Source organism: Streptomyces sp. NPDC101166, assembly GCF_044768125.1.
Classification (GTDB): Bacteria; Actinomycetota; Actinomycetes; order Streptomycetales; family Streptomycetaceae; genus Streptomyces.
The window spans coordinates 1-15,232 of record NZ_JBIWPF010000012.1; the positions used below are offsets into that span (position 1 = coordinate 1).

Genomic DNA, 15,232 nt, shown 5'->3' on the forward strand with positions numbered 1-15,232 from the left:
GGGCCGCCGCCCCCCCCCCCCCCGGGGGGCGCGGCCGCGGGGGGGGGCCGGGGCGCGGGGGGGGGGGGGGGGGGGGGGGGGGGGCCGGGCGGGCCCCCCCCCCCACGGGCCGGTTCACAGGCCTTCCAGACGCCGGGCGGCGTCCTTGAGCAGGTCGTAGCCGAAACTCCGGGCCTCGCGGGTGAGCGGGGCGTACGCGGGGAGCAGGGTCAGCGGGACGTCGTCCCGCAGGACCTTCGCGGTGACGGCCCGCAGGGTGTCGTACTGCTCGTCCCGGAGATTCCAGCGGGGAACGGCACGGCCCCGCGCGGGCCGCAGTCCCGCGCCGAGGTCGGCCAGGGCGCGCAGGAGCGGGGCGTCGACCGGCCGCTGGCGGGTGTCGAGGACGATCCGGTCCGCCGAGGGCAGTCGTCCCACGGCGGCCAGCAGGGCACGGGCGACCGGCGCTGCCTCCCGCTCCCTCTGCTGCCCGGCCGGCCCGCCGTCCCAGACCGCCAGGCCGTAGTCGACGAGCGCGCCCAGCTGGCCCTGCGTCAGCTTCGGCAGGATCTCCACCGAGCGGAGCCTGCGCCAGTCCCCGCCCGTCGCGCGGTGCCGCTCGGGGCGGGTGAGCCACTCGGTGACCAGCGCCTCCACGTGCAGCGAGCTGACGGCTCGGTCGCCGAGCCGGCCGAGGAGGTAGGTCTGCCATCCCCAGCGCAGACCGAAGGCCCGCTGCGGAACCCGGGTGCTCAGCGAGCACACCGCCAGGGCGGGGGCGAGGTCGACGGGGGCGTCGCGCTGAAGGACGAAAGCCCTGCCCTCCGGGGAGCGCAGCCAGCCGAGGACCGCGCGGACGGCCTGCTCGTGCACGTCGGCGGTTCGCGCCGCCTCGTCGGCGGTGTCGCCGCTGCCGTCCGCGAGGGTGTCCGTCGCGCCCATGGCGCGCAGCAGGAGGTGCGCCGGGGAGGGCGCGGGATCGGTGAGCGCCGTGCCCTCCCGGCCGCCGTCCATCTCCGCCCCGTACTCGGCGAACCTGGGCGGGATCAGCTCCGGCGGTGCTTCCGCCTTCGCGAGCTGATGGGGGACGTACAGCTTGCGCAGCGAGAGGGGCATCCACGCGGGCAGGTCGACCACCGTCAGCCTGCTGCCCTGTTCGACGAGGCGGAGGGCGGTGCGGCCGGAGCCGCGCTCCAGGCGTGACACCTCTGCCATGAACGTCTCGCCGCGCGCGGGGAGGGCGTTTCCGTCGGCGGGCGTGTACTCGGCGAGCATGCCGAGCGGCTCGACCGAGACCAGGCAGCGGTCGGAGACCCGCGATGTGTCGGCCGCCGCAGCGCCCTCGTCGCCGCCGGAGTCCGGGACCGCCGCGGCGGTCCCGGACCGGACCACGCGGACATGGCGCAGTTGCCCGGGCTCCAGCCTGTCGTACTCGCGGGCGACCGGCGGGTGTCCGCACAGGGTCACCGTTCCCGGAGCGCCGCGCAATGCGGGCAGGTGCTTCACGGCGCGCAGGTGGTCCAGGAGGACTTCGCCGGGGATCCGACGGGTCCAGGCGGCCTCGCCGGCCGGCAGCCAGCACAGCTGCTGGGTCTGTTCGTCCCGGCAGACGAGGCCGAGGCAGCCGTCCTGCGGGGTGTCCACCGCGGCCAGCGGGAGCACGCTGGTCTCCCGCCGGTCCCGGTCGTGCGGCTCCGCCTCGGGCCCGCTGGTGAGCGTGGCCGTCTGGGGGTCCCAGTGCAGGCGGAACAGTCCGCCGCGGGCGACGAGCGCCGCGGCGGCGGCCGACGCGGCGGCCGTCCCGCCGGGCAGGCCCCGCAGGAGCGTACGGACGGGGACCTGGATCAGGGCGGAGCCCGACCGCACCGCCAGGTCGCCCTTGCCCAGGTCGGCGACCGGCTCGGCCAGCACAGACCCCTTGGGCCAGGTGCCGCGCGGCTGGGCCCGCCGGGACAGCGTGAGCACCGGCTCGGTCCCGTCTCCGACGTGCTCCACGGTCATGGGCACACTGCCGAGCTTCGCGAGCAGCAGGCCCGTCCCGGCGGCGACCGCCGCCAGCGCATCGCGCAGCCACTGGGTGCGGGGCGGCCAGGCGCCCTGCACGGATTCCCGCGCCAACCGCACCCGGGCCGCGGGCAGTCCGAGGACGCGCAGCTCGCCGGGCACCTCGGACGCGGCGACGAACACGACGTCGCCCTCGCGTACGGGCGACTTCTCCAGCGGGGTCAGCGCGTTGCCGTCGTCGAGCCACACGGCGGCCCCGACCGGGTGGGCGTCCAGGACGTCCCTGGCCGCGGGATGACGGATGCTCATGGCGCCCTCGCCCAGGTGCAGGGCGCCCTTGACCTCGTCGGCCCGGTCGACCGGGAGGAGCATCCGACGGGCGGCGGACGCCGCGAAGGCGCCGCGCGGGCCGGGCCGCCACCGGGTGAGGACGAGATGACCGCACTCGTTCACCCCGCCCTCCACCCGTCCCTGCACCAGGTCTCCCGGGCTGAACAGGGAGCAGTCGAGGTCGGCGAGAGAACGTCCGTCTGTGAACTGGAGCAGTTCGGCGGACACTTCGGCGATCCGCCCCGGGGCCAGCTCCAGCCAGAGGCTGTCCCGGCCGCCTGCGGCGACGACCCAACTCCCCCGGGCCCGCGCGGCACCGTCCTGGTGGGTGCCTTCCAGGAGCTCCGCCGCGGGGAAGCCGAACTGGCGCAGGGTGTTCCTCCGGTGCCGCAGCGTCCAGCCGGCGGCGGTTCGGGAGAAGAACACCGGCTCCTCGACGGAGCGGGCGGGCTGCTTGAGCCAGGGGCGGTCGTACTTCTTCCTGGCCGGCAGCCAGGTCCTGGTCCGGGTGTCGTGGTAGAGCCAGCCCCGGTCGTGGCAGGCGGCGGCGATCTCCTCCGCGGTGACGTCCATGAACGACAGCTGGGCCCACGGCACGACCGTGTCGGAGGCGGCCGGTTCGGTGCCGGCGGCACCCTTCCAGAGCACCCGAGCGCCTCGTACGGCCTGCCCCTTCCGGCAGGAGACGACACCGCCCTGCCCCTGCCCGAGCGGCACCAGCCGTACGTCGACACGGCCGCGGTCCGACGACTCGCGGACCACTCCGACGATCTTGGGATGGTCGCCGCACAACAAGACCTTCGCCAGGTCACCTGGTGCGGTGGCGCTGATGCCGGGCAGCCCGGCGACCGTGAAGCCGCCCCTGCGCGTGCCTGCCTTCAGGAAGTCCTGCTCGGTCCGGAAGACGTCCTTGGGGAACACCACGGCGGGGCGCGGCCGTTCGCCGAGGTAACCCGTATCCGCGGGGATCGCCTGACGCGCCGTCACCCCGCCCGGCGCGTGGGCACGCAGGCGCACCACGGAGCGAGGGACGAGCCGGTGCGGGGTGTGCATGCCGGCCACCGGGAACAGCACCCCGGGACGGACCTCGACCTGCTTTCCCGAATCGGTGACCACGGCGAAGCAGTCACCGCCACGGCTCACAAGGTAGCTGCGCAGGGTGTCGAGGCGGCGTTCAGGGGCCTGCCTGGTCGCGCCGTACCACTGGTTGTCGCTGTCGGGTCTGCGGCCGACGAGGCGGACCAGCATCTTCGCGCCCTCGTACTGATCCTCGGCCGCAAGCCTCAGTGCGCTCTCACGATAGGAGAAGTCCCTTCGGCTCACGGTCACTTGCAGTGACTCGCCTTCGACAGCGGTGGATACGGGGACGGCGAAGGGAAGCAGATGTTCGTTGGTCGTCTGCACGACCAGTCCGGCGACGAGGTAAAGGCTGTCGCCTGTGCGCAGCCCGGGTTCGCTGCCGTTTTCGGGCGCGGCACGCGGGGGGACGAACACGAAGCCGAGCCGGTGCCCCCGATCCGCGGCCCGCCAGGGACGGGCCCTGCCCAGAACCTGCTGTCTGCGGGCCGTGCCGGGCCCGACCTTCGCAAGCAGCGCCTGCTGACTGTCCTCGTCGAGGAAAGCGCTGATCGGGACGCCTTCCATGGGGACGCCTCTGCCGTCCCGGAGGGCGCCCCGGGTCGCGGTGTAGGCACGCACAACCGACACCCGGCCCTTGGCGTGATCGATGTCGACGTCCAGCAGATGGACCACGGGCCATTCCGCGTCGGTGCCTTCGGCGTGGATGCGACGCTCCGGGCCTTTGAGGACGTCACCCGGGACGATGTCCACGATGATGGTGCCGGATCCCTCCGTGTCGTCGCCGCGGCGGTGGAAGGACATCGCCCGAACGCGGTCACCGTGGAAGAGGGTGATGCCGGTGGGGTCGACGGGCTTGCCCCCGACGGTGAGTTCGTCGCCGGGGATGTCGAGGAACCAGCCGTAGCCGAACTCGAAGCGGTGCACGGTGTCCGGGCCGACGGCGGTGGCGCCCACGTAGTAGGGGCGGCGTTTCCTGCCGTGCTGGTCCTTGATCTCGTGACGTCGTCCGTCGACCCGCGCTCGCGGCATGACCTCCTTCATGAACTCCGCGAGGGTCACGGGCGGTACGCGCAGGAAGGACGCCCGGGCCCCCCGGCCGTGTGCCACCGGCACGGCGCGGACGGGATCGGTGAGGTAGTCGTCGACGCTCCGCCCGGCGACCAGCGTGCGCGGCTCGTCGAGCAGGGCCAGCCAGGGCTGGTAGCGGCCGTCGTCGTCGGGGGCCAGGCGGGGGGCGGGGGCGCTCGGTTCCACGCGGTTCCGGGCGAGGGAGCCGGTGACCGTGGGGGTGGGTCCCGCCATGAACAGGTTCCACTCGGAGGCCGGGTCGAGGACGCGCCGGGGCGCGGGCTTCGATGCCGCGGACCGTGACCGGGCGGCGGGCGAGAGGAGGAACATCCTGCGGAGGTCCAGGAGTCCGGCCGGCGCATCGGACTCCAGCCAGGTCCGCTCCACACGCACCGGCTGGAACTCGTCGGTCAGGTCGACGCCGGAGGCCTGCCCCACAAGGTGGTGGCCGTCGTGGCGGACGACCGCGGGGAATTCGTCCTCGTCCCGTCGTCGGCCGCGCCGGTCGATTTTGGCATGGGCCTTCTCGGCGTCCCGGGGGGCCTGGGACGGACCAAAGGCCAGCTCGGCCTTGTGCGGAGCCTGGTACATCTCGCGGACTTCGCCGTCTCCGTCCTTGTACTGGCCAACCGGGGACCAGTCGCTGGGCGCGGGGTCTTTCGACAGCTCCCAGAGTGCGCGGAGTTTCAGTGCCCTGGGGCGCACCAGGAAGGTCCAGCCCCGGGCGGTGCGCCGCACGTCCAGGTGGTCGCCGACGGAGGGTTTGTCGTGGTTGAAGCAGTGCACGGGAATCCGGGCCTCGACGACCCGGGCGCCCAGGTTCAACCAGACGAGCAAGTGGGAGATCCGGTAGTTGTCGTCCTGGAACCGGGTGACGACCAGACCACGCAGCCGGTCCCGGCCAAGAGCCTTCGGATCTGCCGAACTCCCGCATTGTGCGGTCAGTTCGTCCGGCGGGAAGGGGATCGGCTGCTGCTTGAAACGCCCCAGAGACGTCGGGGTGGGGTCTTCCACCACAACGGCCCGACGTCGGGCTGTCGGTGAGCACACCGGGAAAAGCCCGGTCAGGGTGAGCGAGTCGGTGGCGGCATAGCCGCCCAGCCCGGAGGCCAGGCGGACGTAGTTCTCGGCGACGGAGTCCTTCTTGCCCGTTTCCACGAGTTCCACCACGGAACCGGCACGCAGCGACGCAAGCTCCCGGTACCGATCGACGTTCGGTGGGTCCTGGATGCCGTTCTCCTGGAACCGACGGACCCCGACCTTGTTTCGGCGGGCCTCGGGTTCCCGCCAGGACTCGATGCTGCACAGCACTGATGTCCGCTCGGGTCGATCGGTCCCCCTCCGCAGGGTGGTGGCCACCCGCCGGGGGAATCCGTCGATCGCCTGCACGTCGATCCGCCAAGTGCCGTCGCTGTCCAGGTGCGCCAGTCGAGTGTCGGCGTCAGGCGCCTGATCGTCCTCGGTGCCGGTCTCGAAGGCCGCGAGCCAGCGGGTGTTGCGGTCGTCGAAGCAGGGCCCGCCGTCAGGGGCGGTCGCCAACCGCAGGCGCACGCCGGTCCGCAGCTCATCCGATCGGCCCGACGGGTCGTCGTCCGGGCGGAACTCGGCGTGCACGATCAGCCCGGCCGGATCCCGCAGGCACGCCTCCTCGAGGCGGGTCCAGTCGTTCTGCTCCCATGCGGTGGGGCCGAGCACGAAGCACCGGCCCGGAAGGGTCACGAAGCGGTGGGCGGGCCCGAAGCCGGCACGGTCGGTGGCGTGGCCGCAGAACACGAGGCGGACCCTGGCCCGCCCGGGCTCGCCCGTCGCCCCGTTGGTCGCCGCTTCCACAGCCAGTTCGGGCAGGCCCGCGTCAAGCGGCAGCCAGTGCTGGAGCCGGGCGTCCCACATGGCCGGCGTCTCGTGAGACACGCTTCCCCCGTGGGCATGGGCGAAAACCCGGGAGATGTCCGGGTCCCACAACCGTCGAGCAGCGATGTCCTGGTCCGTGCGGCGCCGTTCGACGTTGCTCCGGTACCTCCAGCCTTGCGGGTAGACGTTCTCGGCAGCTCCGGTGACGTCCAGCCTCAGCCAGGGAAACGAGTCAGTCGGCGCGAGGCGGGCGAGGCGCACCTCCCTGTCCTCCGGTTCTGGGGCGGCAAGCGCGACGACCTGCGACGCCTCGTCCTCACCGGGGATGATGTGAACGGCGAGGCTGTCCCCCATGCGCCAGCCCATGTCCTGCGCGGTGCGCCCCAGTCGCACTGGCACCGGTTCAGCGAGTCCGCAGTTGACCGACAGCCACCGTTGGGTGTCGTCATCGGTGATGGCGCACACCGTACCGAGGGCGAAGGCACCCCACTTCGGAAGGTCGGTGCCGTCGACGAACAGGTTTCGCACCGGTTCCCGCTTGCCGTCGACGACCGCCTCGTCGAGGCGCACCCGCTGCCGGTAGACCACGGTCTGACCCGTGCGCCTGTCGAGGGTGGCAGCCAGCACCCGCGGGTCGGCCGTGAGCGCTTCCACGTCCTCACGGTGCGGGGGGAAGGAGGCCGGCTCGTGGCTCCGCTGCCACATGTCCGTCATGATCGCCCCGAGGGACCTGTTCAACGTCCGCACCCGAAGATCGGCCGTATTGCGCAGGAATTCGACAAGGGCCAGCTCCGTGCCCCGCGCGGTCACCCGGCTCCCGCACACGCCGAAGGGGTCGTCGCGCTCGGCGGCCAGCGGCCCGTGCCCCCACTTGTGATACAGCGACTCGATGGTCAGCAGACGCAGCCTGTGGGCGCTCTCGCCACGAAGGCCGGTGGCGGTGTCGAGCTCGGCGAAAAGACGCTCGTAGAAGAACTGCGCCCGGCCGCTGATGTCGACGATGACCCTGACCACCTGTTCGAGCACGCGCAGGAGTCGTTGCTGGGAACCGTGACCGAGTACTGGGGACCGGAACATCTCCAGCATCCTGCTGCGTACCGGGCGCGGCAGATGGGCCGCGCTGTTGAGGGAGCCCACCAGATCGATCCAGGCCGTGACCCACTCCTCGTGGCGTCCCACGTCCCCGAGCTCGGGGTCCCTGAGCAACGATGCCAGTCGCTGGGTGCTCAGGGTGATGGGCGTGACCCCGTGGATGTCCGCGGATGCCACCAGCTCCTGCAGCCCCTTGCCCATGCGTTCCCACTCCGCCACCGAGAAGAAGGTGCGGTTCTCGTCGGCGGGGCCGCTGAGCACGAGCGGCCGGGGAAGGAGGTCGAACCGGTCGTTCTTCGGAGGTAGGAGGAACCGCGGTCCCGCCTCTGTCCAGTCCCATCGCAGCAACCCGGTGTCGTCGTCGTCCGTTCCGTAGATCTCCCGGTGGAGCAGCGCGGCGTCGATGGCTGTCTTCGTGTACCGCGTCGACTGTTCTTGGGCCAGTTCCAGCAGAGCGCGAGCGGGCGGGGTGGGTTCGCTGAACCATCGTCCGCCGGCCTCTGTCCGGTGTGGGCCCACACCGCCGGAGGAGGTTTCCAGCACCCACAGCAGCGCCGCGTTGAGGGCCTGGCCGTTGCGCACCAGCAGCCGTTCGAGCGCCCCCGCCCCGGGGGCGTCCGGCCCCGCCGTGCAGAGGCCGGTGATGACGCGCACGATCTCGCCCGGTGGGACCATCGGGCGCTGGCCCTTGCCGATGCGGTCCACCTGGCTTCTGACGTGCAGGAGCAGCGGGGCGAGGTGGCCGGTGAGTTCGCCGTAGCGGCGGGCGTCGGACTGGGCGAGGGCGAGCAGCGCGTTGCGGCGGCTCATGATGTCCCGGATGTGGACGACGAGCAGCAGCAGGTGGTCGGGACGCGGACCGCGGCCGGCCGTGACGGTCAGGAGCCGGGCCGTCAGCATGCCGGCCGCGAGCAGTCGCACGAGCTGCTCGGGTTCGACGCCGCTGAGCCGGAGCCGGGCGTTCTCCTCTTCCTCCCTCCGCCTGCGTTCCTCCTCGCCGGGGACGGAGTCGGGGTCCGTCTGCGCGCCCTGCGGCGGGCGGGGCGTCCAGGGCGGCGGGATGATCCAGGGCGACCAGACCGACGCGGCGTCGCGTGCCGTGGTCTCGGCGGCGGGGCCGTCGGTGAGCAGCAGGCTCGGCGGCTTCTGGTGCGGGGCGCGCAGCCGGTGCAGTCCGCCCACGTGTCTCTGTACCAGGGCGTAGTCGTCGAAGGGGACCGAGATCCGGCACGGCTGCTGGTTCTGGATCTGCTTCGGCTTGGTGGGCGGGGTGTGCGGTGCCTGCCACCAGCGGGCGAGGCGGCCGGCCGTCGTCCTCGGGGCGAGTTCGGCGGACAGCGTCCACAGCGTCGCCTGCCACAGCACCGACGGCATGGCCGAGTGCTGCTGTGCGCCGGTGCCGCCCAGCCTGGCGTAGGCGGCTTGCCGTGCGCGCAGGGATTCGTCTCGCGTCGGGACGCCCTTCGACGACCGCCGCTTCTCCAGCAGGCGCAGTAACCGGGCGCCTGTCAGGGCCTCGGTCTCCAACGCGTCGATGATGTCGCCCGGTACACCGTTCTCTTCCTCGGAGTCCTCTGATTCCGGGGGGACTTGTGCCTTCTTGGTGCGCGGGACCGTGTCGGGCGCGAACATCACCCGTGCGGCCGTCATGAGGAGGTCGGGTTCCAGGTCGAGCGCGCCCTGCGAGGCGCGGGCCAGCGCCTCCCAGACCTGGTCGGCCTCGTCCGGGGCGAGTGCCGCCCGCAGTTCCGCCGCCTGGAGGAGGGCCAGTCGGCCGTGGTCGCCGGCCAACGCCCTGTCCACCAGCGACGCGCGGGTCTCGACGGTTTCACGGACCGCACGAGGGTCGAGCCGGGCCAGGAACCGGGCGACGATCAACGCCATGGTGAGCAGCGGCTGTTGCAACAGGTCGTGGTAGGGCTGGGCGGAGGCGCCATGGGCGTCCGTTTCGTCCGAGGCCTCGCTCAGGACGGCGTCCAACAGCCCGGCGGCATCCGCCGGCGCGCCGCAGGCTGCGGTGCGAAGCAGGTTCGCCGTCCGCTGCTGCTGGGACGGCACCACGGAGGCGAGGTCGCGGTAGAGGTCGCCGGCGTGGTCCGTGACCTCCCTGGCTGCGTCGGCCAAGCGCTGCTCATCGGGCCGCTCGGCGCCCTCCCCGTTGTCGCCGGTCTGGTTAGAGGCCTCCCCGCCGGCGTCGGCGAAGCGACGGTGCGCGGCGAGGACATGGGGCAGCGCGTGCAGCGCGGTCGCCGTCCCCGCCCGGCCGAGATGGTCCAGGGCGGCGCAGACGACGTCGTCGGCGTGATCGGCGTCGGCCGGCTCGCCCAGGGCGGCGATGACGTCGAGATGGGCGGCGGCGTCCTGGGGGGAGAGGCCGAGGGCGGCACAGAAGTACCAGTTGTCGAGCACGCGCGTCCCCTTCGCGTTCCGGCAGATCCGCGTCCACTACCAGGCGGCTGCTGATGTCTTTTGGTGATGCCTGATCAGAATATGGAGTGAACTTCCGCCAAACATCACTTTCTTCCGGATTGACCATGGGAAGCGGCGTATCAGGTAAGGTGCGGCAGCTCCGGCATGAAGGCGCTCCGGTACTCGTGGAGGTCGTGTTCGAGCTGGTAGTCGTAGTCGCCGGGATCCTGCTCCAGTCCGGCGAGACGGCGCAGGGCGGGCACCATGCCCCACAGCCATTCCGCGTCCTCCTCGGTCGGCTGCCGCCGGGCCAACAGCGCCCAGCTGCCGGGCCGCAGCCCCTCGGGGTCGAGCTGCCGGAAGCGGGCGGGGAGGAGTCCGGCCCGGTCGAGCGCGATCGCGAGATCCGCGTTGCCCAGGTCCTGTGCGGTCACACGGTCCTCTTCGGCGTCCAGGACCGCCGTCGCGATGTCGACGGCCCACCGCACGGGGTGGGACGGTCCCTCGTTCGCCCAGGCGGCGAGCGCGGCCTTCCACCCCGGTGCGCCTGACCGGACCAGCGCGAGGACCACCGCGTCGATGACGGTGGAGGGGACCTTGAGCCCACGGAAGTCGCCGGGCACGGGCAGCCCGCCTTCACCCGCCGCCGCCGCGCTCAGCCAGCGGTCCAGGTCAGCGTCGTCGGTGGCGGCGAGGCACAGGGAAGCGAGGCGGGCGGCTCTCGCACGCTCGCCCCCGGCGTCGCGCCCGGCCTCGCCCTCGCCGCCCGGTGCGTGCGCCTTGACGACGTACTCGGGCAACCTCAGCTCCCGGGCGACGGTGTCGGCGGCCCGCCGGACCGTGTCGATGCGCTCGCCGGGACCGTGGATCTGAACGACGATCATCCGCACGTCCCAGTCGAGGAGCGGCAGTTGCCGCAGGTCCCGGACGAAGCCGTGGCCCGTCGCTCCGGCGGCATCCTTGCGCACGACGAGGCCGATCCCGCGGTGCGGGGGCTCGTCCGGGTGCGGTTCCCTGCGGCGCGGCCGGTACGGCTCCTCCAGTGCGCGGACCAGTTCGTCATGCCCGTTCGGCAGACGTCCTTGCCACTTGTCGTGGTCGTAGGTGTACCAGTGGCGAGGTTCTCCGGGCGGCGGATCCACGCCGCGTCCCGCCCGGTGCAGCATCTTCTCCCACTCGTTCACCGGCCCCGCGAGGTCGGCGCAGGAAGGGTCGGCCAGGACGTCGTACCCGCACGGCTGCCCCTGCGCCGGGGTGAAGAGGGTCCAGCGGGTCTCCAGGGAGACCCGGAACCGTTCGTCGGGAAGCACCGGTTCCTCGGAGCCCCGGGCGATCCGGTGGGCGTCGGTGGAGCCGGGCGGTGCGGGGCGGGGCCTCTCGTCCAGGCCTATGGACATCCGCTGCCCGCGACCGCTGTACAGGACAGGCCGGGCGGTGGACCCGGCGAAGGCGTGGGACGACCCGGCGAGCGCCACGTCGATGCCGTCGCCGGCGGCGAGGCCCGCGAAGAACGAGCCTGCGAAGTCGGCTGCCTGCCGGTGACTCACCGTGCCCTGGACGGCGACCACATGAGGCACACCCTCCCGCGCCATTCGCTCTGCGAGGGGAAGCGGTCTCATCCCGCCGTCGGATTGCGCGGCCGAGCCCGCACTGTCGCAGGCGAGCAGCACCGCGAGGGGCACTTCGGCGTCCAGCAGCCACCGGGTCAGCGTGCCGCCGTCGAGCAGAGCGGCTTCGGCCGACCCCGGGCGGTCGGCGACGACGAGTCCGCCTTCGACGTGGTGCCCCCCGAAGTAGAAGGCTCCTGCACCGGCGACGAGCCACCGGCGGATGGTCTCCGCCGAGGCGGGCGACGGTACGGCCTCGGCCTCCAGATGCGAACGGTCCAGCGCCGACGCCACCAGTTCGCTGTCGGCTGCCGCCGTCTCCCGGTCACCGGGGCGCCCGACGGTGTGGGTCCCGGAGGGGGTGCGCACAACGCCGTGAACCTCTGTGGCGTCGGCGATCACGACGCGGCGGTACGTGCGCCGCGCACTTGTGGTGACCAGCCCGGTGGGCTGGACTTCCCGGACCAGGGTGAACCGCTCGTCGCTTCCGAGTTCGCCGTAGGGAATGGGCGACCGCTCCAGGTCGCGGACCCAGCCGTCCCAGACGCCGGGTCCCGCGTTGGGGCCAGGCACCCGCACGGCTTCCCAGGGCAACTCCGCCAACGAGAAGGGCTGTTCCCCCGTCGGTGTCGGCAATCGCAGCCGGATGCGGAGTCGCCGGCCACTGCCCAGCGCCTCCACCGCGGCCCGGAAGCGGGGCCGGGTGCTCGGCGGGAACAACGCCTTCGCCAGGCGCGTGCGCAGGAGTTCGTTGTCGTCGGAGCCCCACAGGTGCCGCAGCGCCGCGCCGACCGGCGCAGCGGCGTCCGGCGGCGGAAGGACGTCGCCGTCTACCACGACGGCCGTGATCCTGCGCGGGACACTGCTCGGTTCGTCGAGCTGGATCGTCAGCTCGTCCAGCAGACCCACCACGCCCTCACCTCCCCCGGCACCACACCCGTGCGCCGTGTCGGTCATCGGTCACAGAGGCGAAAACAGCTCATCTGCACCTGTGTTGCCCCTTCACCATGCCATCATCACTCCGTCCCCGTCCGTCACCGCCGTCCGGTCGGCGCACATCTCCTCAGGGAGTGCCGTTACATGACCGCCCCCGTCCATCCCTGGGAACCGCGGTGCGCACTCGAGGCCGAACTCCGCGCGTTCAGAGCCTCGGACCGCTTCTGGAGCGACGAGGATCTGGAGGACGAGGCACGCCAGGCGCTCGAATCCCTGCTGACCGACCCGAACCTGCCGGCGGAGTCCCTCCGAGACGCGCTGGACGACATCTGGGTCGAACACCTGGGAGCGGCGAGGCTCTGGAACACCTTCCACCGGCAGTACGAGCAGGAGCACCGCTCAGCCACCCCCGCGGAGCCCACCTTCGACCCCGTCAACACAGGGCCGCGCACCGCCCCGGGCGACTTCGTCGACTTCGACGTCGTCGGCGACGTCGCGCTCCCGTCCGAGGAAGCGGACGAGGACACGGCTGCCGACCGTTTCCTGAACCTCTGGCTGACCTGGCCCCTGTCGCAGATCCAAGTGCCCACGGACCGCTGCCTCGCGGTCGGCCGGCGTTACGAACTGGTCATGAGCATCGGGAAGTTGATCGCCGAGAGCCTGCTGTCCGAGTCGGCCCAGCCCTTCCCCGACGACCTGCTGGACCCCGCCGACGGTCACTGGCTCACCGTCTCCGTGTGCAGCGACGACTTCGCGGTCTCCCCCGCTCACCATCACCTCTTCCTGCCGAAAGAAGGCGGCAGTTGGGTCTGCGAGTGCTCGCCCGACGGCCCGGGGCACGTGTGCGAGCCGGACCACCGCGGTCGTTACCTGCGCGTTCCCGTGGTCGCCCCACCGGAGTCGGGTCCGGCAAGGTTGCGCCTCCTGGTGGCTCATCGCGGGCACCAACTGCAGTCGGCGACGCTCACCGCCATGGTCGCGCCCCGCGAGACGCGGGTCGAAGGCACCCCACCGGTCTCGGCGGAGATCGACTACACGCTCACGCCCGGGTTCGTGGGCCTCGCCGCCCTGCCGCCGCGCACCGCCGCCATCCGGATCTCGCAGGCGGCCGACGGCTCGTTCGCGGTCGACGTCGACGGCGCGAGCGGCGCGGTGAGCACCTTCCGGCTCGGCGAGCTGCAGACGGCGGGCGCGTTGGAGCAGGCCCGCACGGCGCTCATGGCCGTCCACGCCGGGGTGAAGGACGGGGAACGCGTGAACCTGCTGACCTCGGACAACCGCAAGTCCAGGGAGGCTTTCCTCACCGACTTGGAGAACCTCGCGGGCATCGGCTGGGACCTGTTCGTCCTGCTCGCCCCGCGCAGCGCCCAACGGCAAGCGCTGCGCGGCGTCCTGGGTGGCGCGGCGCAGTTGCAGATCTGCCGTCAGGAGGGCATGGACCTGGCCTTTCCCTGGGCCCTGGTCTACGACATCCCGGTCGTCCGGGGCGCCACCTGGAAGCCTTGCCGGCAGGGGCTGGAACCCGACCTGCCCGCGGACACCCGGGAGTGTCCGGGAGCGGACGGCCATCAGCTCAACACCCTGTGCCCTTACGGCTTCTGGGGCTACCGGCATGTCATCGAGCAGCCGCCGTCACGGCGGTCCGAGGGGCAGCACCTCGCGCTGGTCGCCGGACGCGGCGAGGGCGCTCCCGCGATGACGGTCGCGCGCAGCACCGCCCTCGACGCCGGCGAGACGGAGCGCCATGTGGCGCGCCTCCACTCGCGGTTCGGGGGACGACTCACCGACCACACCGCGAAGGCGGCGCTGATCGACGCGCTGGTCGAAGCTCCGGACTGCGTGTACTTCTACTGCCACGGCCGTACACCGGAGAACGGTCGTGAGGCGCCCGGCCACACGGTTCTGGAGATCGGCGAGAAGGACCGGATCCCGTCGCAGGACCTCGCCGCCATCACGGATGCCCGGTGGGCGAGCTGGCACGACAGGTCGCCGCTGGTCTTCCTCAACGGCTGTCACACGGTGGACAGTGGACCCGCCACCTGGCTCTCCTACGCCGACGCCTTCACCGACCTGCACGCCTCCGGTGTCGTCGGCACCGAGATCTCGGTGGCGCAGACGCTGGCGAGCGAGGTGGCCGAGCTGTTCTGGCAGGCGCTGCTGGAGGGTCGGTCGGTCGGCTCGGCGCTGCACTCGGCACGCACCGCCCTGCTGGGGAAGGGCAATTTGCTGGGGCTCGCGTACACCGCGTACTGTTCCAGCTCCCTCACCCTCAGGCCGACGGCGGCCTCCGGCTGACCGGCGACGGGCCCGCTCACGCCTACCGGACGTCCCCCATCCAGTCCCCCGGACGGGAGCCGGGCTGCGCGGGTACCGTCGGGGTGCCGGACCTGCCCCCGCCGGACTGCCCTTCGGTGGACTGCTCCTCGGCGGCCGCCAGTTCACGTGCCGCCGCCGCGTCGGCCTTGCGTTCCGAGCGGTCCACCAGCCACGCCACGACGAAGTAGCCGATGAACCCCGCCGCCAGGCCCAGGCCGTAGGCGGCGAACAGGTCGGGTTCCGCGAACTGGGTGTTGACGACGGCGCCACCGCCCAGCGCCGCGATCACCGTCACCAGGTCGCTGATCCGCGAGCCCTCGGAACGCCTCAGCGTCCGGTAGGCGATCCAGCCGATGACCAGGCCGAACGCCCCCGCGCCCCAAAGACTCAAGTCCGACACCTGCTGCACGGGACCTCCACCGGTCGCTGGTGAATCCATCTGTACGCAGCCAGAACGGTACCGGCGTCGGCGGGGGACGCAGAACCGCGCGGACGCGAAGCGGGGTGCCCGCTTGGCGTCCGCGCGGCAGTCGCACGGTCGACCGGTGCGCCGGTCAGCC

At 72.4% G+C, this 15,232-nt stretch carries 4 protein-coding genes; 1 reads left to right on the forward strand and 3 read right to left on the reverse strand.

The genetic code is table 11. From position 1 onward, the window contains the following. Positions 1-114: 114 nt before the first annotated feature. Together ACIRS4_RS21380 and ACIRS4_RS21385 are read right to left on the reverse strand one after the other, a co-directional pair. Complete coding sequence (locus tag ACIRS4_RS21380) at positions 115-9,813, reverse strand: hypothetical protein (protein ID WP_404198160.1); 9,699 nt, start codon at positions 9,811-9,813, stop codon at positions 115-117. A 140-nt stretch (positions 9,814-9,953) separates the two neighbouring features. Beyond that, entirely contained in the window at positions 9,954-12,332 is a 2,379-nt protein-coding gene (locus ACIRS4_RS21385) for a CHAT domain-containing protein (RefSeq protein WP_404198163.1), read from the reverse strand. 168 nt (positions 12,333-12,500) lie between these two features. Between ACIRS4_RS21385 and ACIRS4_RS21390 the strand changes: the two genes are divergently transcribed. Then, on the forward strand, positions 12,501-14,651 hold the full coding sequence (locus ACIRS4_RS21390) for a CHAT domain-containing protein (protein WP_404198166.1): 2,151 nt from the start codon (positions 12,501-12,503) through the stop codon (positions 14,649-14,651). Positions 14,652-14,673: 22 nt separating this feature from the next. On the opposite strand, the gene ACIRS4_RS21395 is transcribed toward ACIRS4_RS21390, so the two are convergent. Next, positions 14,674-15,081: a hypothetical protein gene (locus tag ACIRS4_RS21395; protein ID WP_404198169.1), complete on the reverse strand. Its 408-nt coding sequence runs from the start codon at positions 15,079-15,081 to the stop codon at positions 14,674-14,676. Between the last annotated feature and the right edge of the window lie 151 nt (positions 15,082-15,232).

Coding starts and splice junctions, on each gene's coding strand:
- ACIRS4_RS21390 (WP_404198166.1), top strand. CDS start 12,501: ATGACCGCCCCCGTCCATCCCTGGGAACCGCGGTGCGCACTCGAGGCC.